Raw genomic sequence first — 24,126 nt, 5'->3', positions numbered from 1 at the left:
CGCCGAAGACAAATCGGGGATCCGGCCGCGCGTGCGGCGGCGGACGGTCCGGGCGATAGGCTCCGGGTATCGCGGACGCGGCGGAAAGCGCGACCGCGCGGAGTCGAAGGAGTGGTGCGATGACGACCGCGGGCGAGCAGGTGGACGTGCTCATCGTGGGGGCCGGGCTGTCCGGGATCGGGGCGGCCTGCCAGGTGCGTCGCGCGTTCCCGCGGCGGCGTGTGGTGGTGCTGGAGAGCCGGGGTGCGCTGGGCGGCACCTGGGACCTGTTCCGCTACCCCGGAATTCGCTCCGACTCCGACATGTACACGCTCGGGTACCGTTTCCGGCCGTGGCTGGGCGAGGAGGCGATCGCCTCCGGGAGTGACATCCTCGATTACGTTCGCGCGACGGCGGCCGAATACGAGGTGGAGGAGTGCGTCCGGTACCACCACCGGGTGGTCGCGGCGGACTGGTCGTCGGCGGAGAGCCGGTGGACGGTGCGCGTGGAACGCACCGATAGCGGCGAAACCTGCACGCTCACGGCGGGTTTCCTGTTCTGCTGCTCCGGCTACTACCGCTACGACGAGGGCTACACGCCGGAATTCGCGGGCGCGGAACGGTTTCCGGGCCCGGTCGTGCACCCGCAGCACTGGCCCGAAGATCTGGATGTCGCGGGCAAGCGCGTCGCCGTCATCGGCAGCGGCGCCACGGCGGTCACGCTGGGCCCGGCGCTCACCGCGCGCGGCGCGCACGTGACCATGGTGCAGCGGTCGCCGAGTTACGTCATCTCCGCGCCCGCCCGCGACGATCTGGCCCTGCGGGCCCGGAAGTTCCTGCCCGCCAAGGCGGCCTACGCCGTGGCGCGGGCGAAAAACGTCGCCGTCGCCACCGCGATCTACCAACTCAGCCAGCGTTACCCGGAGCGCATGCGGGCCCGCATCCGCGGCTGGCAGCAGCGCTGGCTGCCCGAGGGATACGACATCGACACCCACTTCACGCCCCGTTATGGACCGTGGGATCAACGGTTGTGTTTGGCGCCCAATGGCGACTTCTTCCGCGCCATCCGCAAGGGCGAGCTCGACATCGTCACCGACCGCATCGCGTCGTTCACCGAGACCGGCCTGGCCTTCGAATCCGGGGCGGCGCTGGACGCCGACATCATCGTCACGGCAACGGGATTGAACCTGCTGGCGTTCGGCGGGATCGACCTGGCCGTGGACGGGCGCCCCGTATCGATGGCCGACCACCTCGCCTACAAGGCGTTGATGCTCTCGGGCGTGCCGAACTTCGCGTTCGTGATCGGCTACACCAACGCCTCCTGGACGCTGAAGGCCGATCTGGTGAGCGAGTACGTCGTCCGGCTGTTGCGCCACATGGATTCTCGCGGGTACGCGACCTGCGTGCCGGTCCGCGACCCGTCCGTCGGCAAGGCGCCGCTGTTCGAGAACTTCATGCCCGGCTACGTCCTGCGCGCCGCCACCCTGTTCCCGATGCAGGGCGACCGCGCCCCGTGGAAACTCCGCATGAACTACCTGCGCGACCTGATCACCTTGCGGCACAAGCGCATCGAGGACGGCGCACTGCGGTTCGAGCGGTCGGGGAAGACCGCAGGCAGCGCTGTGAGTGCGCGCTAGCAACCCACGCGTGCTCTATCGCGTCCCAGATCTGGGCCTGACCATGTCCGGCGCGGTCAACCAGATGCGCTACCGCAGTCTCCCGCACCGCCTCCTGCTCGCGCTCGTCACGAAGTTCCTGCGAGAGCCCCTGTCTCTCACGGGTCTTCGGCGAACAGGTTCGGAATCGTCAAGGCGTATTCGATGTCCGTGCGGGTGCCGAGGGTGGTGAGCAGGACGCGGATCATGGTGAGCCTGGCCTCCGCGACCGTCTCGGCGTCGGGCTCCCCGCCGGGCGCGGTGCCCGACGAGATCCGGTAGACCACGTACTCGCAGACGTGCAGCGCCGCGTCGAGGTCCAAGGGGGAGGGGACCGGCCTGCCGAGTTCGGTGAACGTCTCCCGCACCGTGACGCGGATGTCCTCGAGCGCGCGCTCCCGGTACTCCGACACGGGCGAGCCGGGATCGTGCAGTTCCGCGAAGAGCGGACGCAGCATCGGGCCGTGGCCGCGCGCCCAGTCCAGGTAGGCGTCGATCAGGCGGATGCCGAGTTCCACCGGCTCGTCGGTGCCGGTGAGGGCGGCGCGGATGCCGCCGACCAATCCGTCGTTCGACGTGGTCAGCAGCACGTGCAGCGGTTCGGTCGCGTTGCCGAAGTAGCGGTAGAAGGTCGGCCGCGCGATCCCGGCCTGCTCGATGATCTGCGCGACGCTCAGCCCCCGCGACCCCGTACGCGTGAAGACCTCGGCCGTGGCCAGCACGATCCGCGACCGCACCTCCTCGGCCTGCTCCGCCGTCTGCGGCGGACGTCCGCGCCGGGCGCTGCCCACCTCAGTGGTCACCATGAGACCTCACAGCCGGATTCCTGGGATGTCTGTGCCGCACACCAAGAGCTTGACACGCGACGCCGTGCAGGCATTAATCTAACACCACTGTTCATTTAATGCGGACCGGCGACGTTCCGCTTTCCGAGAGGGCCGACAATGACGACCGCCCCCACGCTGTCCGCCGACGCCGCGCTGCCCGCCGGGCTGGTCCGGTCGCTGCTCGAGCACGCCGTCGCGGGCGGCGCGCCCGCGGTCGAGGTGTCCGCGCCCGCCACCGGGCAGCGCATCGCCGAGCTGCCGCAGTCCTCCGTCGACGACATCGACCGCGCCTTCGCCACCGCCCGCGCCGCCCAGCGCGAGTGGGCCGCCACGCCCGTGCGCGAGCGGGTCGCGGTGCTGCGCCGCTTCCACGACCTCGTGCTCGCCGAGCAGGACGCCATCCTCGACATCGTGCAGACCGAGACCGGCAAGTCCCGCGCGCACGCGTTCGACGAGGTCGGCGACGTCGCGGTGAACGCCCGCTACTACGCCTCGGTCGCGGAGAAACTGCTCGCCACCCGCAAGCCGCGCGGCGTGCTGCCCGTGCTCACCCAGGTGGACGTGCGCCACCGGCCCAAGGGCGTGGTCGCGGTGATCTCGCCGTGGAACTACCCGCTCGCGCTGGCCGCCTCCGACGCGCTGCCCGCCCTGGTCGCGGGCAACGCCGTGATCGCGCGCCCCGACAACCAGACCGCGCTCACCGCGCTGTGGGCCATCGACGCCGCCGTGCGCGCCGGACTGCCGCGCGGGCTGTGGCAGGCCGTGCTCGGGCGCGGGCGCGAGATCGGCGGCGAGGTGATCGGGCGCGCCGACTACGTCGACTACACCGGGTCCAGCGCGACCGGCCGCACCATCGCCCGGCAGGCCGGCGAGCGGCTGATCGGGTACTCGCTGGAGCTGGGCGGCAAGAACCCGCTGCTGGTGCTGGCCGACGCGGACGTGTCGCGGGCGGCGAAGGTCGCCGTGCGGGCGTGCTTCTCCTCGGCCGGGCAGCTGTGCGAATCGATGGAGCGCATCTACGTCCACGACGGCGTCTACGACAAGTTCGTGGGCGAGTTCGTCGCGAACGTGCGGGCGCTGAAGCTGGGCGCGGCACTGAACTACGACAGCGATATGGGGTCGCTGACCTTCCAGCGCCAGCTCGACACGGTGAGTTCTCACGTGGACGACGCCGTCGCCAAGGGCGCGACGGTCCTGGCCGGTGGCCGCGCCCGCCCCGACCTCGGCCCCTACTTCTACGAGCCGACCGTGCTCGCCGACGTGCGCCCCGGCATGACCGTCTACCGCGAGGAGACCTTCGGCCCGGTCGTCTCGGTCTACCGCGTCGCGAGCGACGACGAGGCGGTGGCCGCCGCCAACGACACCGCCTACGGGCTCAACGCCAGCGTCTGGACCAAGGACGCCGGCCGTGGCCGTGAGATCGCGGCCCGGATCAACGCCGGCTCGGTGAACGTCAACGAGGGGTTCATCGCCGCGTGGGGCAGCGCCGACGCGCCGTCGGGCGGGCTGGGCATCTCCGGCACCGGCCGCAGGCACGGACCGGAGGGCCTGCTCAAATACATCGACACCCAGACCATCGCGGTCCAGCGGGTGCTGCCCATCGCGCCCCTGCCCGGCATGTCCGAGCAGCTGTGGGCCAAGACGATGACGTTGTACTTCGGCGTCATGAAGACACTGCGTCAGAAGTGACGCCGAGAACGGAATCCGGAGCATTCATGAAACTCGACTCGGTCGCGGGTAAGAAGGTGCTGGTCACGGGCGCCGCGATGGGCCTGGGCAAGCTGTTCGCCGAACGCGCGGTGCGCGAGGGCGCCGCCGCGGTGGCGCTGTGGGACATCAACGAGGTGGCGCTGAAGGAGACCGCCGACGAGCTGTCCGGTAAGGGCACCGAGATCCACCGCTTCGTAGTGGATGTGTCCGACCGCGACGCCATCGCCGAGGGCGCCACCGCCACCCGCGAGGCCGTCGGCGGCATCGACATCCTGGTCAATAACGCGGGCATCGTGCGCGGCAACCGGTACTTCTGGGAGACCGACGACCGCGCCGACATCGACAAGACCATGGCGATCAACTCGCTCGCCCCGATGTACCTCACCCTGGAGTTCCTGCCCGCCATGGTGCAGGGCACCGGCCAGGCGCGCGTGCTCACCATCGCCTCCTCGGCGGGCCTGGTGTCCAACCCGCGCATGGCCGTGTACGCGGCGTCGAAGTGGGCGGCGCTGGGCTGGTCGGATTCGGTGCGCCTGGAACTCGAGCAGGCCGGGCACGACCATGTGAAGGTCACCACCGTCTGCCCGACCTACATCAACACCGGAATGTTCGACGGCGCCAAGGGTTTCTGGCTCACCCCGATCCTGGACCAGGACGAGGTGGTCGACACGTCCTGGAAGCAGATGAAGGACGGCACGCCGCTGGTGATCCTGCCCTGGACCTCGCGGCTCAACAAGGCGCTCTCCGGTCTGCTGCCCATCAAACTGCGCGACATGTTCCTCGACACGGTGGGCGTCTACCGCTCGATGGACCAGTTCACCGGGCGGAAGAAGTAGGACGATCGCCGGCGGCGGGCCCCGCCCGCTGCCGCTCGGCGAGCGTGGTTAGCCCAACCATATGTTGCGACCACTTGGTAGATCCCGTGCTCCGTTCGCTGCTTCCGGTGATCGCCGGACTGGTGCTGGTGGTCGCCGGGTGCGCGTCCGGTCGAGGACGGTGCACCGGAGTCGGGTGGTGCGGACGGTGGCGCGGGGTACCCCGTCACCATCGATCACCGATTCGGGCAGACCGTCATTCCGGCGACGCCGCTGCGCGTCGTGACGATCGGATTCAACGAGCAGGACTTCGCGCTGGCGTTCGGCGTGGTGCCGGTGGGCGTGCGGGAGTTCCTCAGCTAGGATGCGCCGTCGCGCCCGTGGGCGCCGGAATCGGTGCGCGACAAGCCCTTACCCACCGTGGGGGCCACCGAGTTGAACCTCGAGAAGATCGTCTCGCTGAAGCCGGATCTGATCCTGGGCATCAACTCCTACATCGATGAGACGGGCTACCGGGACCTGTCGTCGATCGCGCCCACCGTGGCCGAACTGGCCGGCGTCCTGCCGGGCGCGACGACCTCGGAGGAGCAGACCCGCATCACCGGCAAGGCGCTGGGTCGGGAGGATCGGGCCCAGGAGTTGGTCGCCAGACGCGGCAGCTCTTCGACGACGCGATCCGCGAACATCCCGAATTCGCCGGGAAGTCGGCGCGCTTCCTGCTCGGGCTGAGCCGGACGGGCGATCTGCGGATCAGCCCGGGCGTCGACGACTACCGGAGCCGGTGGTTGACCGAACTGGGTTTCCAGGTCCCCGCGCGGTCGGAACAGATCAGCTTCGAACTGATCGACCGGCTCGAGGCCGACGTGCTCGTCGCCGAGGGTGTGGACCCCGACTCTTTCGCCAGCCCGCTCGTCCAGCAGATGCCCGCGGTCCGCGAGGGACGATTCCTGAACATGGGCGCTTCGACCAGGACTTCGCCGGCGCGTGGGGCTTCAACTCCCCGCTGAGCATTCCGTTCCTGCTCGAGACCGCGGTTCCGCGACTGGCCGCCGCGTTGGATGGGGACCCGGCGACGACGCCGGAACCCTTCGGCAACTGACGGATTCGAGTTCGAGTCAGGGAAGCCGGGGGTTCGGGGATCGCCGCGCGGCCTCCGGCGAAGGTGAACGTCGGGGTGCGATCGGGTCTGCATCGCGAGGGCTTGGCTGTTCCGTCGATGGACGACCGTCGCTGTCGGTAGCTCGCGGATGCGGTGGGCAGGGGAGGCCGACGACTCGCCCACCGCCGAGACCGGCCGCGCCGCCGAGGCGCCACCGTCGGCGAGCCCGACCGCGCGGAGATCATTCAGGTCGAGATGTTGCGAGCGCAGGCTCACTCGGGGCACGTGCCGATGACGACGGTGGCGTAGTGCTCCTCGGATTCGGCGAGGCGTGGGGTGAGGCCGTGGGTTGTGAGGATCGCGGTGGCGGTCGGGGCTTGTTCGGTGCTCGTCTCGACGAGGAGGTGGCCGCCCGGGGCGAGCCAGTGCGGGGCTTCGGCGGCGACGCGGCGGAAGAGGTCGAGGCCGTCGGGGCCGCCGTCGAGGGCGGAGCGGGGTTCGTGGTCGCGAGCCTCGGGCGGCATGTCGGCGATGTGGGCGGTGGGGACGTAGGGGGTGTTGGCGAGGAGGATGTCGACGCGGCCGCGGAGGTGGTGCGGGAGTGGGGTGAAGAGATCGCCCTCGTAGACGGACCCGCCGATCGGTGCGAGGTTGCGGCGGGCGCAGGCGACGGCGACGGGTTCGATATCGGCGGCGTGCAGGTCGACGGGGATGTCCTGGCCGGCCAGCGCGGTGGTCAGGGCGAGTCCGAGTGCGCCCGACCCGCAGCAGAGATCGACTATGACGGGGCGGTTCGGCTGCGGCCCGGATCGTGCTGCGCCGTCGAGGAACGCCTCGGTGCCAGATGGTGCGGCGGTCGTGTGGGGTGTACGGGTGGCGGTCGTGTGGGACGCGGGGGTGCCGGGGCGCGTCGCGGTCGCCGAAGGTGCGTCCTCGCCGAGCGCCCTCATGCTGTGCCGGACCAGCGCCAACGCCTCGTCCACGAGGAAAACGCTCCGCTGTCTCGGCACGAACACCCCCGGCCCGACCGCGACCCGCACTCCCCGGAACTCGGCCCACCCCAGCAGATGCTCCAGCGGCGTGCCCGAAACCCGTTGCGACACCAGCCGCTCCAGCTCGACGGCGGAACCGCCCGCCGCCTCGGTCAGCAACCGTGCTTCGTCCTCGGCGAACACACACCCCGCCGCGCGCAACCGCGCCACCACGTCACCCGAAACGCCCACCTCCACGTGGTCATCGTGCCGCACCGGTCCGGGCGTGACCAGCGAATTGTCAGCGCGAGGTGGCGAGCTGGAACGTCCGGGTCGCGTCGAGGTAGATCCCGCGCTGGGCGTGCCGGGGCGGCGGCGGGAGCTGCGACACCAGCTGCTCCAGCGAGGTGGTCGCGCCGACGACGCGGGTCCCCGCGACGATGAAATCGGCCACCGCGCGCCGGATGTGGTTGGGGGAGGTCACCACCACGGCGCTGGTCGCACCGATATCGCGCAGGATGCGGGTGCTGAACAGCGCGTTCTGCACGGTGGAGCCGGCGCGGTTCTCGATGTGGATGCGCGAGGCGGGGATGCCGCGCCCGATCAGCCAGTGCGCCATCGCGTCGGCCTCGGCGATCCCGTTGCGCGGATTGCCGCCGGTCAGCACGATCGGCGAGAACGGCGACGCCACCGCCTGCAACCACGCGGCCGTCAGCCGGTTCACCAGCTCGGGCCGCAGCGCGCCGTCGGGCAGCAGGCCGTAGCCGAGCACCACGATGCCGGTCTGCGGGCCGACCAGCGCGGGCAGGGGATTGGGCAGGGTGCCCGCCGCCGCGGTCACGGCGTGGATCACGTTGTCGGTGCCCGCCTTCTTGGCCGGGTCGACGGCCGCGAGCCGACCCATCGCGTCGGCGAACGCGGGGATGTCGCCCGCGTAGTGCGACCAGATGGCTTGCAGGGCCAGCGCGTCGGCGTCGGCCGGGTCGGCGTCGATCAGGGCGCGCAGATCGGCGCGGCCCGCGGCGTCGTTGCCGTCGGTGAAGTGCCGTTGCGCGGAGTTGTACAGGGCGTCGGTGTCGGGGGCCGCCTGGGCGGGGGCGCCGAGCACACCGGTCAGGGTGACGGTCGCGAAAGCGGCCGCGACCAGGGTTTTCCAATGCCTCGAGATCTTCACTACAGTCGACACCTTCCACGCGTGAAACGGGTTCCGGTACGTCAGCTGGCAGTTAGCCGGGGGCAGAGCACCCACCACGATACGACTGGTCGCGGCGATCGCGGCGCAATTACCGGACCGAAACGCGCGCTGATTCACCCGGCGCGGCGAAGCGCGGGCCGGCACCCGGATAAACTGTGGCACCGTGGATACCGTTTCGCTGTCCGGCAAGGAACTCTCGGCCGCCCTCAACGCCGACTCCAAGGAGCGCGCCGCCGCGCTCACCGAGCGGGGCGCCGCGCCGCGCCTGGCGCTCGTGGTCGCCAACGACGACCCGGCCAGCGCCTGGTACGTGAACTCGCTGCGCAAGGCCGCCGAACGACTCGGAATCGCTTGCGAGCGTATCGATCTCGGCGCCGACGCGTCCGCCGACCGGATCCGCGCCGAACTCACCGAACGCAGCGCGGACCCCGCGTTCGACGCGATCATGTTGCAGACCCCGCTGCCCGCCGGCGTCGCCCTCGACGACGTGAGTGGCGCGATCGCCGCCGACAAGGACGTCGACGGCGTCAGCCCGCTCTCCCTGGGCCTGCTGGCCTCGGGCCTGCCCGGCTTCGTGCCCGCCACTTCCGAAGCTGTGGTGGAACTACTGAAGCACCACGACATTCCGCTCACCGGCCGGCACGTGGCGGTCGTCGGCCGCTCGAACGTGGTCGGCAAACCGCTCGCTCAGTTGTTGCTGGCCGAGAACGCCACGGTGACCGTCTGCCACTCGCGCACCGCCGATCTGGCCGCCGTCACCACCACCGCCGATGTGGTGGTCGCCGCCGCGGGCCGCGCGGGCCTGATCACCGGCAAGCACATTCGCGAGGGCGCGGTCGTCATCGACGTGGGCACCAACGAGTCGCCCGACGGCGGGATCGTCGGCGATGTCGACGCCGACTCTGTCGCCGGGAAGGCCGAGGGCCTGAGCCCGGTTCCCGGCGGCGTCGGCCCCGTCACCACGGCCCTGCTGATGCGGCACGTGGTGGACGCGGCCCAGCGGCACCGGGGCTGAGCGCACGCGGACGCCCGTCGGCCCATCGCGACCCGAGCCGGATTCCTGCGTTCCGCGAATCCGCGCTGTAGGCCGGCGGCGCGATCGGGAGTATCGTCCGGTCGAATGTGACGGCTGCTCGTCCCGGAGTCGGCCGACCGACTGCCCCTCGAGGGGACGACAGATTCATGACGAACTCTCGTGCGACCGTGGTAGTTCTGGGTGTGAGTCTGCTCGTCGCGTTCGGCGCGGGAGCAGCCGGCGCCACGCCGCCGCCCGCGAACCCCTGGTCCGCGTGGCTGGACCCGATCATCCTGTTCATCGGGCAGTTGCTCGGCCTTCCCGGGTACCGGCCGGGGATCTGAGAGGGCTCGGACGCCGCTGCCGGATACGTCGCGGTGTCGGAGTCGAGTAGGCAGCGGCGCGGCTATTCGGTGGCTGTCACCCGTGACCGGTAGGCGCGCTGCCGGCACGCCGCCGAGCAGTAGCGGCGTTTGCGTCCGCTGGCCGGCTGGTCGAGGGGCGCGGCGCACACCGGGCAGGTTTCGTCACCGAAAGTGCTTATTTCGTCACCGGATCGGGCCGCCCGGTGCGCGTCCGCGTACTCGGCGGCCGCCAGCAGGTCGGCGACCGGGATGCGGCCGCGCGGGGTGTACTGCCGCAGTTCCTTCTCCAACATCGGGCAATGTCCCGCCGGGTCGTCGTCGGTGCAGGTGAGTAGATGTTCGAGGTAGTCGCGGGCGCCGTGCAACCGCCGGATCCGCTCCTCGATCACCCCGATCTGCGTGCGCACTTCGCGCTGCCAGTCCGCGTGCCCGGCCCGCCCGGTGGTGACCACCGCGGCCCGGTCCAGCGGCATCATCCCGGTGACGCAACAGAGGTAGGCGAGCCCCAGTCGGCGCAGGTCGCGGTAGCTGTAGCGGCGGCGCCCACCGGCGCGATCGGGCGGCGGCAGCACCCCCGCGCGCTCCCACCACCGCACGGTGGAGGCCGGTAGATCGAACAGCGCGGCGGCGGCCGCGATCGGTACCCGGGATGCGCCCATGATCACCAGTTGACATCAAGCCGACTTCAAGAACAAGACTTGGGTCGGCCTTGGTCACCTGGGTCACGCCGCGTCGAGAGGGAGCCGATGACCCGTCATCGAGACCCGGCCGCCCGCCGAATTATCCCGCGCGGGTGGGGCTTTCGCGGTTGCTCTCAGGCGGTGCGGGGTGGCGGATCGCCGGAAAGGATTGCGATGCGGGGACTTCTGTTGCTGGCTGTGGTGGTGCTGGTGGGTGCCTGCGGCACGGTGGACGGGCCGGAGACCGGGGCCGAGGTGACGGTGCAGGGCGCCGACGGGCCGGTGTCGATTCCCGCCACCGACCGCGGGATCTGGGCGCTGGGCGACGCGACTGCCGTGCATCTGCTCGCCTTGGGCGTGGTTCCGGAGCATGCCGCGCGCAACCGATACCAGGGTCGTGGGCGCGGTCCAGGTGAACGTGCCGTCCCCGCTGAGCGTGCTCTGGTCGCGGGGGACGATCCCGGGGAGAGTACGCCGTCCCCGACTGCGCGCACTCAGCTCGCCGGCGCGATCCCGGTGATGAGTGTGCGGTCCCCGGTGCGGGCGACGCTCACCAGTTGCGGGTTGTAGGTCGTGGCGGCGCTGTCGGGGCGCTTCTCGGTGACTACCACGCGGAACTGTCCGGCGAAGGTACCCGGCGTGATGGTGACGCAGTGGGTGGTGCCCGCCGGGATGCTGTCGATACCGGTCTGGATGGCCTCGGCCGTGGGCACCGACGCGTTGGGCGCCACCACCGCGCGCGCCAGCTCCGCCGAGCGCGTGACGTAATACGCGTGCTGGAAGGCGAAGATCGCGGACGGGCCGGAGTCGGTGCCGCCCTCGATATTGCCTTGGAATCGGTCGCCGACCCGCTCGAACGCACACGGCGCGGCCGCGGCGGGTTCGGCGGCCGGGGCGGGAGCGCTCGAGGACGTGGGCGCGGGATCGTCACTGCCGATGAACGTCAGCGCGCCACCGGTGAGGGCGAGCGCACCGATCGATGCGATCAGCGCGGGCGCCCACCGACGGACCCGGCCGCGTTTGGGCGAGCGGTCGATCATCCGGGTGAAGACGTCCTCCTCGGGGAAGGAGGTGGGCTGGAACTCGGGCTCCGGGCGGTTCGTGGGCGGCTCCCCGGGGCTGGACCCGTAGCCCGGTTCGGCGGTCCGTGCGGCTCGCGCCGCCGCCAGTTCGGCGAGCGGATCGCGCACACGCGCGGGCTGCTCGGCGGAGCCGCCGGACGACCACGGCCTGCGCTTGCGGGCCGCCGAGGCTTCGACCAGCGGTTCGCGCACGGCGGTGTCGGTCTGCGCGGCGCTCACCGTGCTGTAGCGGCGGGTGGGCCGGAAATCGGCGGGGGAGTCGGCGGTGGTGCGCCGGGCGGTGCGCGCGGCGTGCGCGCTGCGGTGGTCCAGACCGGGGGTGTCCGGCGTGACGACCGGCCCCGGCTCGGTTGTGGAGGCGGCGGGTCTCGCGGCATCGGGTGCGAGGCGGGGCATGCGTTCGGTCGGCGAGGTGCTGAGCGGCTGACGCGCCTGCGGTGCGCCGAGATCCCGGGCGGCGTGCCGCGATCGAGTCGTGCTCTCGGGGGAGATGACCGGGGCCGGGCGGGGTGCCCTGGCGGCTTGCGGGGCGGGGCGCGTCTGCGGTGCGCGAGGGGGCTCGTTCCTCCGGGCGAGCGGGCCTGTTTCGAACGCGGCGCCGGACGGCGGCGTGAGCCCTCGAGGCGACGTCTGCGCCGGTTGGCCGGCCTGGTGCCGCGGTCCGGGGGGAGGCGGTGGTGCGGTGCGCGGCAGCGGGCCGGAGTCGTGCGGGCGGTGGGGGACGTTCGGTGCCGGACCACCCGCCGCTTGCGCGGGCCGCGGTGGCGGCGTGCGATGCCGGCCGGACGAGTCCGTCGCCGGTGCCGGACGGCGGGGGATCGGACCCGAATCGTTCATCCCCCGCGAGACTTCCGGTAGTCGCGGCGATTCGGAGTTTCCGTACCTACCGGTCGGGGTATTCCGGGTTTCGTGCGGGCGCGGGCCGGTCTCGGGCGTCGGATAACCAGGAGTGCGCCGGGCTGCGGACGGGTCGGACCCCCACTGATCCGGGCGGCCGCCTCGGCCGTGCGCCGGGCCGGGCCCTGAAGTCGCATCCGGTCGATCCATCTCCCCGCCTTCGTCAGATCGCGCCCGTCGGGTACGTCGCGCTCGAAACAAGCTCCCCGGCACGATACTGCCAGTCCGGGGTGTTCGGCGAAACGTAGCGGCGCGTCGCGTGGCGGAGCGGCCGTCACGGTGACGGCGGGAAGGCCTACCAGTGCACGGTCACCGGATCGCCGATACCGACCGTTTCGTAGTACCAGCGGGCGTCGTCGGGAGCGAGGTTGATGCAGCCGTGGCTGACGTTGGCGTAGCCCTGGGAATCCACCGACCACGGCGCGGAGTGCACGAAAACGCCACTCCACGTGAGCCTTTCGGCGTACTCCCCGTTGATGAGGTAGCCCTCGGGGTGGTTCAGCGGGATGCCGATGGTGCGGGAGTCGAACACGATCGAGCGGAACTTCTCCAGCACGGGGAAGGTGCCCGTCGGGGTCTCCCAGCCGGGCTTGCCCATGGACGCGGGCATGGTGCGCGCGATCTGTCCACCGATACTGACGGTGAAGGTGTGCGCGGACATGTTCGCGACCGCCGTGACACCCGCGTTGGTGCGGAACTCGGTGCGCGCCCCGCCCGCCACGACGCTGATGCCCGTCCTCGCGGGCAGGAACCCGTCGGGTGTCCAGGTGAGTTCGCGGTCGCCGGTCCAGGCGAGCGTGCCGGGGAGCGAATCGCCGGCGCGGACGTCGACGAACCGTTCCGCCCGCGCCCGGTTCTCGACCGGTTCGGCGAAACGGATGGTCACCGGATGCGCGATCCCCACCTCCTGACCGGCCGACGGCGTGATCGAGGCGACGCGTTCGACGGAGGCGGCGCCGACCGTGACAGCGGCCGCCGCTCCGGAACCGAACGCGGCCGTGGCGACCACGACGGTCGCGAGAAACAGGTGGCGACAGGCGCTCCACATGGCTGCCACCCCTTTCGCATGCTCGGGGTACGCGGAGATCCAGTTTACGCCCGCATGATCATCCGGGTCGACGGCGAAGATCGACTTGTAACCGAGGGGAAACCTGCGTGATCACCCCGGTTCGGCGGCGCCCGCGACCCGTTTGTCGAACCTCGCCCGCGCCTCGGCCACCTCCCCGTGATGCCGCTGCGACCATTCGCCCAGCGCACGCCCGATATCGCCGATGCTCACCCCGAGTTCGGTGAGCGAGTACTCGACCCGAGGCGGCACCGTGGGGTAGACGGCGCGATGCACGAGACCGTCACGCTCCAGTGTGCGCAGCGTTGTCGTGAGCACCTTCTGGGTGATCCCGTCGAGCGTCCGCCGCAACTCGTTGTAGCGGATCGGGCCCGTCTTACGGAGCACGCCCAGCACCAGCAACACCCATTTGTCGGACAGGATGGTCAGCACCTCACGCGCCGGGCAGTCGGCGAGGTACTCGGAGACGAGACCCGACGTCCGCTCCGCATTCGGCCCACCGCTCACGATTCGATCCGCCCGGACGCGAGGTGATGCGGATCGGCGGCAGTCCCGGCGCCGCCCGGCCGGCAGTACGCGGGTCCTGCGGAGCACCCGGCACCCTGCGCGGCGTGCATCGCACCGCGATGGGTCGCGCGAAAGGCGGCGACGTCGGGCGCGGACGTTGCGTACAGCATGAGTCGAGCGTATCCGCACCCCTCGGCACGAGAGGTACGACGGCGCTCAACCAGCGCAGTTCCCGGCGGGCGCCCGTGGTCGCGCCGAGTGCTCTCGCGTCCCCGCCACCGTTCGATCCGGCGGACGGGCAACCTGGAGTTTCGCACCGCACACCCCGAGTTGCGGCGACCGAAGAACGGAACAGCCTCGCCATCAAGGGGAGGTGAGCTGGAGCGCTGCGTAGAGGATGGTCGCGGTGGCGCCGAGGATGCCGGGGTGGGTTCCCGGAAGTGCCTGGGGATCCCGAAAGTGCCTTCTTCCGGTACCCATTCGTGCGCAGCAGGATCGAACGCATGTTGGTGATCACGCAGGATGAGTTCGGGGGGCCGGAAGTGTTGCGGGCGGTGACGGTGGAGCGTCCGCGGCCGGGGCCGGGTGAGGTGGTGGTGCGGGTGGCGGCGACGAGTGTGAATCCCGCTGATTGGAAAGTGCGGGCGGGGCAGGTGAATCCGCCGTGGGAGCTGCCGTTCACGCTGGGATTCGATGTGTCGGGGGTCGTGGCCGAAGCCGGGGCTGACGTGAGTGAATTCCGGGGAGGGGAGCCGGTTTTCGGGTTGGTGTTCGGTCGTTACGGCGCGAACGCCGAATACCTGACTGTGCCTGCCGCCGTGCTCGCCCAGATCCCCGCCGGCGCTTCGTATCTGGAGTCGGCGGCACTGCCGACGGCCGGGCTCACGGCGTGGCAGTCCCTGTCCGCTGTGGCCGCGGGGCAGCGTGTTCTGATCCACGCTGCGGCGGGTGGTGTCGGGCACCTCGCCGTGCAACTGGCGGTCGCGCGCGGCGCGCATGTCATCGGCACGGCGAGCGCGAAGCATCACGGCTATCTGCGGGGGCTCGGCGCGCACGAGCTGATCGATTACAGGACAGCGGATTTCGCCGAATCGCTCGCCGAAGTCGACGTGGTCCTCGACCTGGTGGGCGGCGATTACGGCAAACGCTCGCTCCGCGTGCTGCGCCCCGACGGCGTACTCATCGCGGCCCTGGACTCCGACGCCGAGGGCGACCCGCGCTATCACCGCCTGCACGTGCAACCATCGGCGGCCGACTTGTCATCTCTCGCAACCGAATTCGAGGCCGGACGCCTGCGCCCGGCCATAGCGGCGGTCTACCCGCTCACGGACCTGGCCACCGCCCACCGCCATAGCGAATCCGGCGGCGTGCGCGGCAAGATCGCGATCGAAGTCGACGCCTCGCTCACCACCGGCTGAGCCCACGACCACGCACCGCAGGGCGCGCCCCGACCGCGCGCCCTGCCCGAGTGCGCCCACACGCGCCTCCACGCCCGCGCCGGTGGTGAGCCTGCGCCACAGGTCGGCGGCCTCGCGTGCCCTGCGAGGCCGATGTTCCGCCCACCGGCGCGGCGAACCGGTGGGCGGAACGGTGTGCACCGGCGAACCGGCACACGTCTATTCGAGATCGGCGCCCGTTCTGGGCGGGGGCGCCGCTTCGAGGTCGGTGAACTCCTCGTCGGTGAGGAGGCGGGAGCGGATCAGGAACCGCACGCCTTCGGGCGCTTCCAAGGAGAATCCGCTCCCGCGACCCGGGACGACGTCGACCGTGAGATGGGTGTGTTTCCAATACTCGAATTGATCGGCGCTCATCCAGAACGGGGTGTCCGCCGCGACGGTGCCGAGCAGCACGTCCGAGGCGCCCACGCGGAACTCGCCGCGCGGGTAGCACATCGGGGCGCTGCCGTCGCAGCAGCCGCCGGACTGATGGAACATCACCGGCCCGTGCTGCCCGATCAGATCGTCGAGCAGCAGTTCGGCCCGTTCGGTCAGTTCGACGCGGCGGACGGGCATCAGAAGAATCCGAGCTTCTGCGGCGAGTAGCTGACCAGCAGGTTCTTGGTCTGCTGGTAGTGGTCCAGCATCATCGCGTGATTCTCTCGCCCGATCCCGGACTTCTTGTACCCGCCGAACGCGGCGTGCGCCGGGTAGGCGTGGTAGCAGTTGGTCCACACCCGGCCCGCCTTGATGCCACGGCCCAGCCGGTACGCGGAGTTCATATCGCGAGTCCAGACGCCCGCGCCGAGCCCGTAGAGGGTGTCGTTGGCGAGCTCGAGCGCCTCCTCCTCGGAATCGAACGTGGTGACCGAGACGACCGGGCCGAAGATCTCCTCCTGGAAGATCCGCATATCGTTGCTGCCCTTGAAGATCGTGGGCTCGATGTAGTACCCCTCGGGGAACTCGTCCACCTTGCGGGCGCCGCCGCCGGTGAGGACCTCCGCGCCCTCCTTCCGGCCGATATCGATGTAGGAGAGGATCTTCTCGTACTGATCGTTGCTGGCCTGCGCGCCGATCATGGTCTCGTCGTCGAGCGGGTTGCCGCCGCGAATCGCCTCGGTGCGCTCGATGGCGCGCGCGATGAACTCGTCGTAGATGGACGAGTGGATCAGCGCCCGCGACGGGCACGTGCACACCTCGCCCTGGTTCAGCGCGAACATCACGAAACCCTCGACCGCCTTGTCCAGGTAGTCGTCGTCGGCGGCGGTCACGTCGGCCAGGAAGATGTTGGGGCTCTTGCCGCCCAGCTCGAGGGTGACCGGGATGATGTTCTCGCTCGCGTACTGCATGATGAGCCGGCCGGTGGTCGTCTCACCGGTGAACGCCACCTTCGCCACGCGCGGGCTCGACGCCAGCGGCTTACCCGCCTCCACGCCGAAACCGTTGACCACGTTGACGACTCCCGGCGGCAGCAGATCCGCCACGAGTTCGATCACCTTCAGGATCGACGCCGGCGTCTGCTCGGCGGGCTTGATCACCACGGCGTTGCCGGCCGCCAGCGCGGGCGCCAGCTTCCAGGTCGCCATGAGGATCGGGAAGTTCCACGGGATGATCTGCCCGACCACGCCGAGCGGCTCGTGGAAGTGGTAGGCGATGGTGTCGGCGTCGATCTCGCTGATCGAGCCCTCCTGCGCGCGGATCGCGCCCGCGAAATAGCGGAAGTGGTCGACGGCCAGCGGCAGATCGGCGGCCTTGGTCTCGCGGACCGGCTTGCCGTTCTCCCACGTCTCGGCCACGGCGAGGGCCTCGAGATTGTCCTCGATGCGGTCGGCGATCTTGTTGAGGATAGTGGCGCGTTCGGCGGCCGAGGTGGCGCCCCAGCCGTCGGCGGCGCGATGCGCCGCGCCCAGCGCCCGGTCCACGTCGGCGGCCGTGGAGCGCGCCACCTCGGTGAACGGCTGCCCGTCCACGGGCGAGGGATTCTCGAAGTACTTCCCCTCCACCGGGGCCACCCAGTCCCCGCCGATGAAATTGTCGTAGCGAGCCGCGTAACTGACAATGCTGCCGTCGGCGCCGGGCTTGGCGTAGGTCATGGTGCTGCTCCTCGATGAGTCGGACGCGTGATCCCACGGCCGCGGGGTCGTGGTGCAGGTCACTTTTCTCCGCGAGGGTTGGCGGAAGGTTGACGCGCGATCGTCCGTCATCGGTGCGACCACTCCGACGGATGAGATCGCGCCCGCGCTGGTGGTCACCGCCGCGAACTCGGTTGGCGTGTAGCGCATGGTCGCGCGTGTGGCGCCTGGCGGTTGGTCGGCGCCGGGTCCGGGCGATCCGGCGTGACGTGCGTACGATGGCAGCGGCCTGCGCACGACCCCTGCGACCGTACGAGGTGCCGTTCGATGAGTTCCTTGCCTGTCTCGTGGCGAGTCCCGTTGCGGGTCGCGGTGCGCCTGGTGGTGAGCGCCGCGGTGCTGTGCCTGCTGACGGTCGCTCCCGCGCACGCCGAGACCATCGCGACAACACCACCGCCGCAACCGACTTCGGGTCCCGGCGGCAGCGACTACACCGCCGGCGGCGTGCGTGTGAGCGAGGGCGGCAGCGGCGACAGCGCCTGGTACGTCTTCGAACCCGTCGACCCGCAACCGGCCTCGGCACCGCTCGCCGTGATCTCCCACGGCTACGGCGAGTTCGCCGGCTACCAGATGCTGGCCGGGCTCATCCACCACACGGTGCGCAAGGGCAATGTCGTCATCTACCCGCGCTGGCAGGCGAGTCCGCTCACGCCATGCCCCGGACCGTTCGATATCGAACCTTGCGTGCGCGCGGCCGTCGACGGTATCCGCGGCGCGCTGGACTTCCTGCGCGCCGACCCCACCCGGGTGCCACCGGACCTCGCCCGCACCAGCTACTTCGGCAACTCCTTCGGCGGTATCCTCACCGCCAACTTCCTCACCCGCTGGGAGCACTACGGCGTGCCGCGCCCCCGCGCCGTCTTCCTGGAGGACCCGCACGACGGCGGCCTCGCGGGCCCCGGCGAGCCCGCCCTCGCCGACGACCTCGGCGGCATCCCGTCCGATGTGCTGCTCGAATGCCACAGCGGCGCGGAGGGCGTGATCTCCGAAGCGGGCAAAGCGGATTCGAGCTGCAACGCGATCTTCCCGAAGCTCACGAGCCTGCCCGCCGAGAACAAGAGCATCGTCCTCACCCACACCGACGCCCACGGCACCCCGCCCTTGTCCTCCGACCACGGTGTCGCGGGCGGTTCCCCCGATCCCGAAGGCGCGGTGTGGGGAACGATCGACGCCTACGACTACTACTTCGTCTGGAAGGTCTGGGACGCGCTGCGCAACGCCGCCTACTACGGCGAAGACCGCGAATACGCCCTCGCCGACACCCCGGAACACCGGTACACGGGCACCTGGAGCGACGGAACTCCGGTGATCCCCTTGAAGATTCAGGACCACGCACCCATCCGGCCGTGACGCGGTCGGTTCAGTCGGCGTCGGCGGTAAGTCGGCGAAAGCTCAGCTCCGCGTGGGCGATTCGTCGCAGGGCCGCGATGATGGGCTCGTAGAGGATGGTGCCGAGTACGGAGTACTCGATGGCGGCGGAGGCCGAATCGAGCGGCATGTTCTCGATTTCGTAGGCGGCTATCGCGGTGACGTGCTCAGTGTAGATGCGGAACCGTTCGTCGGTGATCGGCATACCCGCCGCCTCGGCGTCGGCCAGGGCCTGTTCCAGTTGCGCGACCGGGGGCGCTTCGGTGGGCAGGGTGAGCCCGAGGGTGGCGAGTATCGACGCGGCGCGGGGATTGCCGGCGCTCGCACCGGAGTCCGGTGCGGCTTCGGTGACCGGGGGCAGGGCCCACGTCGCGGCGGCGATCAACTCCAGGAGCGGACCGTCGGCGGTGTCGATCAGGCCGACGATCACCTTGATCCTGGTCATCGAGACCCCGAGCGCGGACAGCGCCTTGATCAGCGCGATACGCCGGATGTGGGTCTCGTCGTACTCGGCGCGCGTGGCGCTGGTCGCGCGGCCCGGCATGAGGACCTTCTCGCGCAGGTAGTACTTCACCGTCGGCACCGGCACCCCGGCCCGCGCGGCCAACTCGGACATCAGCACGACGGCATCGCTCCTCGGACATTCGGTCTTGACATTGGATACTAACACTATCCAATATTGGATAGTCGCAGTATCCAACAGCGCCGTCCCTTTCCGCAGCCCGAGACGCAGGACACTTCCATGCAGCACATCAGCCCGTTCATGACCATCGCCCTCGGCGCCACCGTCATCTCGGTCGCCACCATCGCCTCCGGCGGTGCGTTCCTCTTCCGCATCGCCACCGGAGGCCACGGAGCCAACGACCTCCAGAAGACCTTCTTCCGCGCGGGTCACGCGCACGCCGGCGTCCTCGTGACGCTCGGCCTGCTCCTGGCCGTCCTCGGCAACGCCGCGGGCGCGAGTCCCGGCTGGGCGAACGGCGGTGCGCTCGCCGTGCTGGTCGCCGCGATCCTGATCCCGGCCGGCTTCTTCCTCTCGGTCCTCGGTAGCGACCCGGTGCGCCCGAATCGGGTGGTGAACGTCATCTGGGTGGGCGCGGGGCTCCTGGTGGCCGGTGTGATCACCTCGGGAGTCGCCGTCCTGCTGGCGGGCGTCGACCGCCTCTGAGCGCCGCCGGCGCCGGTCTTCCCGACCTTCGCCCCCAGCGCGCGGGCCGTGCGCCCGAGCGCAGGGCGATCTGTTCGGGCGATGCGCTGGCGAAAGCCTTTGTGCCGGTTGGTTACCTGAGCATGCGCCGCCTCGACTCCGGCCGGAGTGTTCGGACGTCAGTCGGATCGTGGTCGCGCCACCACGATCCGATCCGGCGGGCGATGTCGTGTCAGGTGGCGGCCGTGCGGGACGCGGCCCGGCATGATGCGCGGTGCGTCAGCCCTCACCCTCGCAGCGCGGTGTGCAGCCTTGCCGTCGCGATCGCTCGCCGCGAATCGTGGTGGGGGAGAAGGTGGAGGGCGTGTTCGTGGACGGCGATGTCGTCGGGGGCGCGTTCGCCGTAGCGGAGGGCGATGTCGGGGTCGGGGTCGGTGAGGACGGCGGTGCGGACGGCGACGGCGAGGTGGTCGCGCCATTCGACGATGCCGGGGGTGTCCGAGCCGGGGAGCAGCGGGCCGCGGTAGAGGCGCACGGCGGTGGCGGTGTCGCCCGCTTCGAGGGCGGCCAGCAGGTCGACGGCGTCGCAGGACACCGGTGTGGTGAGGCGGTAGACGCGGTTGGCGATGTCGCCGCCGGTGGCCGAACGCAGGTGCGACACATCGGCTTTCAGCGTGCTGGAGGTGACGGGGCGGTCGCCGTAGATGGCGTTGTGCAGGCGTTCGGGGGTGAACCCGTCGGGTTCGAGGGCGAGCAGCGTGAGGATTTCGAGGTGCCGGGGCCGCAACCGCACGGGGCGGCCCGCACGGACGAGTCGCGCGTCGCCGAGACAGGTGAGCCGCACGGCGGGCGGCGCGGGCGCGAGATCCGGCAGCCGCGCCTCGATCGCGGTGACGAGCGAGCGCACCGTCGTCATCGCGAGCGGATGCGAGCGGTCCCACGTGGACGAGAGATCGAGCACGCCGAGTTGCCGCCCGTCGGGGGCGTGGATCGGCGCGCAGTAACACACCCATCCGTGCAGCGCGGCGACCAGATGCTCGGCGGAGAACACGGTGGCGGGTCTGCCCGAGCGCATGGCCAGCGACAGCGCGTTGGTGCCCATGTGCGGTTCGTCCCAGCAGCCGCCCGGCGCGAAGTTCACCTTCTCGGCCCGCCGCCGCATGACGGCGCCGCCGAAGGACCACAGGATGGTGCCGCTCTCGTCGGTCACCGCCGCCACGTAGCCGGCGTCCTGCGCGACATGCCGGAATTCGTCGGCCAATTCGGTCACCGGCCCCCGCAGCGGCGAGGCCTCCCACCGCGCGCCGACGTCGCCGGAGTCGGCTTCGGGCGCGCTGGGGATGCCGGGATCCACCGTTCGGACCGAGCGCATCCAGGACCGCACCACGTCCCCGCGCAGCCCGGTCGCCGAATCCGCGCTCCCCGGAACCCGATTCGCGCGCGCGGGCACCCAGCGGGCCCATTCCCGCTCGAGTGCGGCCCGCCGCTCGGCGAGAGTGCTCCGTTGCCCCATCCCGCGATACTTTCGTCGTCTCGGTCGTGTACCCCCATGATGCCGCACCGCGACCACGATCGGTGCCGCAATCTCCCCTCCGTTCGGACAGGATCGCCCGTCGTCCGAATGATCAGCCAACGCCTTCGGCGTATTGCTCGGCATTTGGTGCCGGCGTCACAGGTGTGGCCTGTGCCCTGGTTCGGTATCGGGTGTGCGGGTTTGTGAGCCGGGTGGCGGACGCCTTCGGCGTATTGCTCGGCATTTTGGTACGCCCCGGTTTCCTACGGCGATCCACGCACCCGCGCTGGGCAAATGCGGGATGCTGGGACCAGGCCGTTCCGCCGAACCCCGACCGCACGGGAGCCCGCCATGAATACCGCCTGGGTCATCGTCACCGTCGTCCTCGCGCTGGGGGCCGCCGCGTCCGGCGTGGGGACGCTGACCCGTCAGCCTCAGATCGTCGACATCATCACCGCCGTCGGATTCCCCGCCGACCGGATCTGGATACTGGGCGCGCTCAAAGTAGCCGGCGCCGTGGGTCTGCTGGTCGGACTCGCGTGGTGGCCGCTGGGTGTGGCGGCGGCCGTCGGGTTGGTCGCGTACTTCTGCGGTGCACTGGCGATGCACCTGCGGGCGCGCCGGTTCGACATCGCCCCGGCGACCGGGTTCCTGGTGCTGTCGGTGGTGGTTCTGGTGCTCTTCCTCGCCGTCGGTCCGTGATACCGCCGAATCACGCTGTGCGGGTGGATGTCTGACGTGGTGGCCCGTGGTGCCGCGCCGCATCGGCCCGGCACCACGGGAGTCGGTCAGCTGAGGTGGTGCACCGGCCCCATCCCGTACACCGGGGTCGGGATGCCTTCGTAGCGCGCCTTCAACTGGAGTGCCAGATACAGCGAATAGTGCCGTGACTGGTGGAGGTTCCCGCCGTGGAACCACAGCGCTTCCTGATGGGTCGGCTTCCACATGTTGCGCAGTTCCCCTTCCCACGGCCCGGGGTCCTTGGTGGTGCCGGAGCCGTAACCCCAGCATTTGCCGACCTTGTCGGCCACCTCGCGCCCGATGAGGTCGGCGGCCCACCCGTTCATCGAGCCGTAGCCGGTGGCGTAGACGACCAGGTCGGCGGGCAGTTCCGTGCCGTCGGCGAGGATCACGGCGTCCTCGGTCAGCTCCCGCACCTCGCCGTGCGCCAGCGCGATATCGCCGTTGGCGACGAGATCGCACGCGCCCACGTCGATGTAGTAGCCGGAGCCGCGCCGCAGGTACTTCATGAACAGGCCGGAACCGTCGTCACCCCAATCCAATTGGAAGCCCGCGCGTTCGAGCCGGTCGTAGAAGTCGGCGTCGCGCTCGCGGATCGCCTGGTACACCGGGACCTGGAACTGCGGCATGATCTTGTAGGGGAGCGAGGCGAACAGCAGATCCGCTTTGTCGGTGGTGATGCCCGCCGCGACCGCGCGTTCGGAATACAGGTCGCCGAGGCCGAGTTCCATCAGTGAATCCGACCGCACGATGTGGGTCGAACTGCGCTGCACCATCGTCACCCGCGCGCCCGCCTCCCACAGCGCGGCGCAGATGTCGTGCGCGGAGTTGTTGGCGCCGATCACCACCGCGCGTTTCCCGGCGTAGGCGTCGGGGCCCGGGTGGGCGCTGGAGTGGTGCTGGTCGCCGCGGAACCGGTCCTGCCCCGGGAAGGACGGGATGTTCGGCTTGCCCGACATGCCGGTCGCCAGCACCAGTTGCGTCGGACGTAGCGTGACCGGCTCGCCGTCGCGCACCACCTCGACCGTCCACTGCCCGCTCGCCCCGTCGTAAGAGGCGGAGGTGCACGTGGTCTTGGACCAGTACGGCACCTCCATCACCCGCGTGTACATCTCCAGCCAGTCGCCCATCTTGTCCTTCGGGGTGAACACCGGCCAGTTGGCGGGGAACGGCAGGTAGGGCAGGTGGTCGTACCAGACCGGATCGTGCAGGCACAGCGACTTGTACCGCTTGCGCCACTGGTCGCCGGGCCGCTCGTGCTTGTCCACCACCAGGGCGGGCACCCCGAGCTGGCGCAACCGCGCGCCCAGCGCGATCCCGCCCTGCCCGCCGCCGACCACCAGCACATACGGTTGCCGCTCGTATCCGAGTTCGCGCTCCTCCCGCGCGCGCCGCTCGGCCCAGGTGACGCGCTCCGGGTCCGCGCCGTGCACCACCCCGCGCGGCCGCGTCGGACCCTTGCGCTCCTCGTGGCCGTGCAGCTCGCGCAGCGAGGTGAGCAGCGTGAACGCGCCCTCCTCGGTCAGCCGCAGGTGCCCGGTGCAGCGGCCGGTCGCGGTCTCGAAACCGATCCACGCGGAGATCACGCCGTCGGCGGCGGTGGGCGGTTCGGTGGTGTGGAAGCCGCGCGGATCGGTGTCGGCCAGGCGTGCGGTGAGCATGTCCGCGACGCCCTCGCGCCCCTCCACGGTGGCGATGTTCCAGGTGAACGCCACCAGGTCGCGCCAGAAACCGTTGGTGGCGAACAGATTCGCCGCGGCGGTCACATCGCGGGCGGCCAGCGCCGCTTCGAACGCGGTCAGCCACGCGTCCACCCGTTCCTGGGGACCGAGCCCGTCCGGTCGCGTCGCGGTCGGTGCGAGTGTGCGGGTCATCGTCGACTCCTTCTCGTGCTGATCTGTGACCTACAGCACACGCCGGGCGAAC

At 70.5% G+C, this 24,126-nt stretch carries 24 protein-coding genes; 12 read left to right on the top strand and 12 right to left on the bottom strand.

The window, feature by feature from the left end; genetic code table 11:
- The first annotated feature begins 119 nt into the window (after window positions 1-119).
- Window positions 120-1,616 (top strand): flavin-containing monooxygenase, encoded by a 1,497-nt coding sequence (locus OHB21_RS31205; protein ID WP_195124387.1) that lies wholly within the window; start codon window positions 120-122, stop codon window positions 1,614-1,616.
- 137 nt (window positions 1,617-1,753) lie between these two features.
- Here the strand turns inward: OHB21_RS31205 and OHB21_RS31200 are convergent, their stop codons facing one another.
- Entirely contained in the window at window positions 1,754-2,440 is a 687-nt protein-coding gene (locus OHB21_RS31200) for a TetR/AcrR family transcriptional regulator (protein WP_067511193.1), read from the bottom strand.
- Between the two features lie 138 nt (window positions 2,441-2,578).
- Here OHB21_RS31200 and OHB21_RS31195 point away from each other — a divergent pair, with 138 nt between their 5' ends.
- The 4 genes from OHB21_RS31195 (at window position 2,579) to OHB21_RS31180 (ending at window position 5,993) form a co-directional block, all read left to right on the top strand.
- Window positions 2,579-4,150, top strand: a complete 1,572-nt coding sequence (locus tag OHB21_RS31195; protein WP_195124386.1) for a succinic semialdehyde dehydrogenase — start codon at window positions 2,579-2,581, stop codon at window positions 4,148-4,150.
- Window positions 4,151-4,176: 26 nt separating this feature from the next.
- A complete protein-coding gene (locus OHB21_RS31190) occupies window positions 4,177-5,007 on the top strand; it encodes an SDR family oxidoreductase (RefSeq protein ID WP_195124385.1) in 831 nt (276 codons plus the stop codon).
- Window positions 5,008-5,382: 375 nt separating this feature from the next.
- Window positions 5,383-5,715, top strand: coding sequence for an ABC transporter substrate-binding protein (locus OHB21_RS31185; RefSeq protein ID WP_324191896.1), 333 nt, complete (start codon window positions 5,383-5,385; stop codon window positions 5,713-5,715).
- Between the two features lie 56 nt (window positions 5,716-5,771).
- Window positions 5,772-5,993 carry a TroA family protein gene (locus OHB21_RS31180; protein WP_195124383.1) on the top strand — a complete coding sequence of 74 codons (222 nt, stop codon included), beginning with the start codon at window positions 5,772-5,774 and terminating at the stop codon, window positions 5,991-5,993.
- A gap of 364 nt (window positions 5,994-6,357) precedes the next feature.
- Here OHB21_RS31180 and OHB21_RS31175 read toward each other — a convergent pair whose 3' ends face one another.
- Both OHB21_RS31175 and OHB21_RS31170 read right to left on the bottom strand, forming a co-directional pair.
- Window positions 6,358-7,314 carry a putative protein N(5)-glutamine methyltransferase gene (locus tag OHB21_RS31175; protein WP_324191897.1) on the bottom strand — a complete coding sequence of 319 codons (957 nt, stop codon included), beginning with the start codon at window positions 7,312-7,314 and terminating at the stop codon, window positions 6,358-6,360.
- A 43-nt stretch (window positions 7,315-7,357) separates the two neighbouring features.
- Window positions 7,358-8,230, bottom strand: a complete 873-nt coding sequence (locus OHB21_RS31170; RefSeq protein ID WP_084537884.1) for a YdcF family protein — start codon at window positions 8,228-8,230, stop codon at window positions 7,358-7,360.
- A gap of 184 nt (window positions 8,231-8,414) precedes the next feature.
- Here OHB21_RS31170 and OHB21_RS31165 point away from each other — a divergent pair, with 184 nt between their 5' ends.
- Together OHB21_RS31165 and OHB21_RS31160 are read left to right on the top strand one after the other, a co-directional pair.
- Window positions 8,415-9,266, top strand: coding sequence for a bifunctional 5,10-methylenetetrahydrofolate dehydrogenase/5,10-methenyltetrahydrofolate cyclohydrolase (locus OHB21_RS31165; RefSeq protein ID WP_195124382.1), 852 nt, complete (start codon window positions 8,415-8,417; stop codon window positions 9,264-9,266).
- 167 nt (window positions 9,267-9,433) lie between these two features.
- Window positions 9,434-9,610, top strand: a complete 177-nt coding sequence (locus tag OHB21_RS31160) for a hypothetical protein (protein ID WP_157115856.1) — start codon at window positions 9,434-9,436, stop codon at window positions 9,608-9,610.
- A 62-nt stretch (window positions 9,611-9,672) separates the two neighbouring features.
- On the opposite strand, the gene OHB21_RS31155 is transcribed toward OHB21_RS31160, so the two are convergent.
- Window positions 9,673-10,290, bottom strand: coding sequence for a helix-turn-helix domain-containing protein (locus OHB21_RS31155; protein WP_067511225.1), 618 nt, complete (start codon window positions 10,288-10,290; stop codon window positions 9,673-9,675).
- Window positions 10,291-10,485: 195 nt separating this feature from the next.
- Here OHB21_RS31155 and OHB21_RS31150 point away from each other — a divergent pair, with 195 nt between their 5' ends.
- Complete coding sequence (locus OHB21_RS31150; protein ID WP_147265769.1) at window positions 10,486-10,881, top strand: hypothetical protein; 396 nt, start codon at window positions 10,486-10,488, stop codon at window positions 10,879-10,881.
- Here the strand turns inward: OHB21_RS31150 and OHB21_RS31145 are convergent.
- The 3 genes from OHB21_RS31145 to OHB21_RS31135 all read right to left on the bottom strand — a co-directional run bounded on the left by OHB21_RS31145 (window position 10,806) and on the right by OHB21_RS31135 (window position 13,863).
- Window positions 10,806-11,789, bottom strand: coding sequence for a hypothetical protein (locus tag OHB21_RS31145; RefSeq protein WP_067511189.1), 984 nt, complete (start codon window positions 11,787-11,789; stop codon window positions 10,806-10,808). The two genes, OHB21_RS31150 and OHB21_RS31145, sit on opposite strands and share 76 nt — an antisense overlap.
- A gap of 796 nt (window positions 11,790-12,585) precedes the next feature.
- Complete coding sequence (locus OHB21_RS31140) at window positions 12,586-13,338, bottom strand: L,D-transpeptidase (protein ID WP_195124381.1); 753 nt, start codon at window positions 13,336-13,338, stop codon at window positions 12,586-12,588.
- Window positions 13,339-13,449: 111 nt separating this feature from the next.
- Window positions 13,450-13,863, bottom strand: coding sequence for a winged helix-turn-helix transcriptional regulator (locus OHB21_RS31135; RefSeq protein WP_324191898.1), 414 nt, complete (start codon window positions 13,861-13,863; stop codon window positions 13,450-13,452).
- Between the two features lie 503 nt (window positions 13,864-14,366).
- On the opposite strand from OHB21_RS31135, the gene OHB21_RS31130 reads away from it, so the two are divergent.
- On the top strand, window positions 14,367-15,281 hold the full coding sequence (locus OHB21_RS31130; RefSeq protein WP_067511186.1) for an NADP-dependent oxidoreductase: 915 nt from the start codon (window positions 14,367-14,369) through the stop codon (window positions 15,279-15,281).
- Between the two features lie 198 nt (window positions 15,282-15,479).
- Here OHB21_RS31130 and OHB21_RS31125 read toward each other — a convergent pair whose 3' ends face one another.
- Entirely contained in the window at window positions 15,480-15,875 is a 396-nt protein-coding gene (locus OHB21_RS31125; protein WP_067511185.1) for a DUF779 domain-containing protein, read from the bottom strand.
- Entirely contained in the window at window positions 15,875-17,392 is a 1,518-nt protein-coding gene (gene adh, locus OHB21_RS31120; protein WP_195124380.1) for an aldehyde dehydrogenase, read from the bottom strand. Before adh ends, OHB21_RS31125 begins: the two co-directional genes overlap by 1 nt.
- A gap of 306 nt (window positions 17,393-17,698) precedes the next feature.
- Here adh and OHB21_RS31115 point away from each other — a divergent pair, with 306 nt between their 5' ends.
- Window positions 17,699-18,781, top strand: a complete 1,083-nt coding sequence (locus OHB21_RS31115) for an alpha/beta fold hydrolase (RefSeq protein ID WP_195124379.1) — start codon at window positions 17,699-17,701, stop codon at window positions 18,779-18,781.
- A gap of 10 nt (window positions 18,782-18,791) precedes the next feature.
- Here OHB21_RS31115 and OHB21_RS31110 read toward each other — a convergent pair whose 3' ends face one another.
- Window positions 18,792-19,415, bottom strand: coding sequence for a MerR family transcriptional regulator (locus OHB21_RS31110; protein ID WP_228788803.1), 624 nt, complete (start codon window positions 19,413-19,415; stop codon window positions 18,792-18,794).
- Window positions 19,416-19,541: 126 nt separating this feature from the next.
- Between OHB21_RS31110 and OHB21_RS31105 the strand changes: the two genes are divergently transcribed.
- The gene (locus tag OHB21_RS31105; protein WP_228788463.1) at window positions 19,542-19,967 is read left to right on the top strand and encodes a hypothetical protein; all 426 of its coding nucleotides are present in this window, start codon (window positions 19,542-19,544) and stop codon (window positions 19,965-19,967) included.
- Window positions 19,968-20,232: 265 nt separating this feature from the next.
- Here OHB21_RS31105 and OHB21_RS31100 read toward each other — a convergent pair whose 3' ends face one another.
- Window positions 20,233-21,459: a transcriptional regulator gene (locus tag OHB21_RS31100; protein WP_195124377.1), complete on the bottom strand. Its 1,227-nt coding sequence runs from the start codon at window positions 21,457-21,459 to the stop codon at window positions 20,233-20,235.
- Window positions 21,460-21,810: 351 nt separating this feature from the next.
- On the opposite strand from OHB21_RS31100, the gene OHB21_RS31095 reads away from it, so the two are divergent.
- Window positions 21,811-22,161, top strand: coding sequence for a DoxX family protein (locus OHB21_RS31095; protein ID WP_067511179.1), 351 nt, complete (start codon window positions 21,811-21,813; stop codon window positions 22,159-22,161).
- An 86-nt stretch (window positions 22,162-22,247) separates the two neighbouring features.
- On the opposite strand, the gene OHB21_RS31090 is transcribed toward OHB21_RS31095, so the two are convergent.
- Complete coding sequence (locus OHB21_RS31090) at window positions 22,248-24,074, bottom strand: flavin-containing monooxygenase (RefSeq protein WP_195124376.1); 1,827 nt, start codon at window positions 24,072-24,074, stop codon at window positions 22,248-22,250.
- Window positions 24,075-24,126 lie beyond the last annotated feature (52 nt).

The organism is Nocardia puris, from assembly GCF_036051655.1.
Taxonomy (GTDB): Bacteria; Actinomycetota; Actinomycetes; order Mycobacteriales; family Mycobacteriaceae; genus Nocardia; species Nocardia puris.
This window is presented reverse-complemented; position numbering and strand designations above follow the sequence as displayed.

Bases quoted from the DNA above. Each gene is read 5' to 3' on its own strand.
- OHB21_RS31205 (WP_195124387.1), top strand. From the start codon at position 120: ATGACGACCGCGGGCGAGCAGGTGGACGTGCTCATCGTGGGGGCCGGG.
- OHB21_RS31200 (WP_067511193.1), bottom strand. From the start codon at position 2,440: ATGGTGACCACTGAGGTGGGCAGCGCCCGGCGCGGACGTCCGCCGCAG.
- OHB21_RS31195 (WP_195124386.1), top strand. From the start codon at position 2,579: ATGACGACCGCCCCCACGCTGTCCGCCGACGCCGCGCTGCCCGCCGGG.
- OHB21_RS31190 (WP_195124385.1), top strand. From the start codon at position 4,177: ATGAAACTCGACTCGGTCGCGGGTAAGAAGGTGCTGGTCACGGGCGCC.
- OHB21_RS31160 (WP_157115856.1), top strand. From the start codon at position 9,434: ATGACGAACTCTCGTGCGACCGTGGTAGTTCTGGGTGTGAGTCTGCTC.
- OHB21_RS31155 (WP_067511225.1), bottom strand. From the start codon at position 10,290: ATGGGCGCATCCCGGGTACCGATCGCGGCCGCCGCCGCGCTGTTCGAT.
- OHB21_RS31150 (WP_147265769.1), top strand. From the start codon at position 10,486: ATGCGGGGACTTCTGTTGCTGGCTGTGGTGGTGCTGGTGGGTGCCTGC.
- OHB21_RS31145 (WP_067511189.1), bottom strand. From the start codon at position 11,789: ATGCCCCGCCTCGCACCCGATGCCGCGAGACCCGCCGCCTCCACAACC.
- OHB21_RS31140 (WP_195124381.1), bottom strand. From the start codon at position 13,338: ATGTGGAGCGCCTGTCGCCACCTGTTTCTCGCGACCGTCGTGGTCGCC.
- OHB21_RS31130 (WP_067511186.1), top strand. From the start codon at position 14,367: ATGTTGGTGATCACGCAGGATGAGTTCGGGGGGCCGGAAGTGTTGCGG.
- OHB21_RS31125 (WP_067511185.1), bottom strand. From the start codon at position 15,875: ATGCCCGTCCGCCGCGTCGAACTGACCGAACGGGCCGAACTGCTGCTC.
- adh (WP_195124380.1), bottom strand. From the start codon at position 17,392: ATGACCTACGCCAAGCCCGGCGCCGACGGCAGCATTGTCAGTTACGCG.
- OHB21_RS31115 (WP_195124379.1), top strand. From the start codon at position 17,699: ATGAGTTCCTTGCCTGTCTCGTGGCGAGTCCCGTTGCGGGTCGCGGTG.
- OHB21_RS31110 (WP_228788803.1), bottom strand. From the start codon at position 19,415: ATGTCCGAGTTGGCCGCGCGGGCCGGGGTGCCGGTGCCGACGGTGAAG.
- OHB21_RS31105 (WP_228788463.1), top strand. From the start codon at position 19,542: ATGCAGCACATCAGCCCGTTCATGACCATCGCCCTCGGCGCCACCGTC.
- OHB21_RS31100 (WP_195124377.1), bottom strand. From the start codon at position 21,459: ATGGGGCAACGGAGCACTCTCGCCGAGCGGCGGGCCGCACTCGAGCGG.
- OHB21_RS31095 (WP_067511179.1), top strand. From the start codon at position 21,811: ATGAATACCGCCTGGGTCATCGTCACCGTCGTCCTCGCGCTGGGGGCC.
- OHB21_RS31090 (WP_195124376.1), bottom strand. From the start codon at position 24,074: ATGACCCGCACACTCGCACCGACCGCGACGCGACCGGACGGGCTCGGT.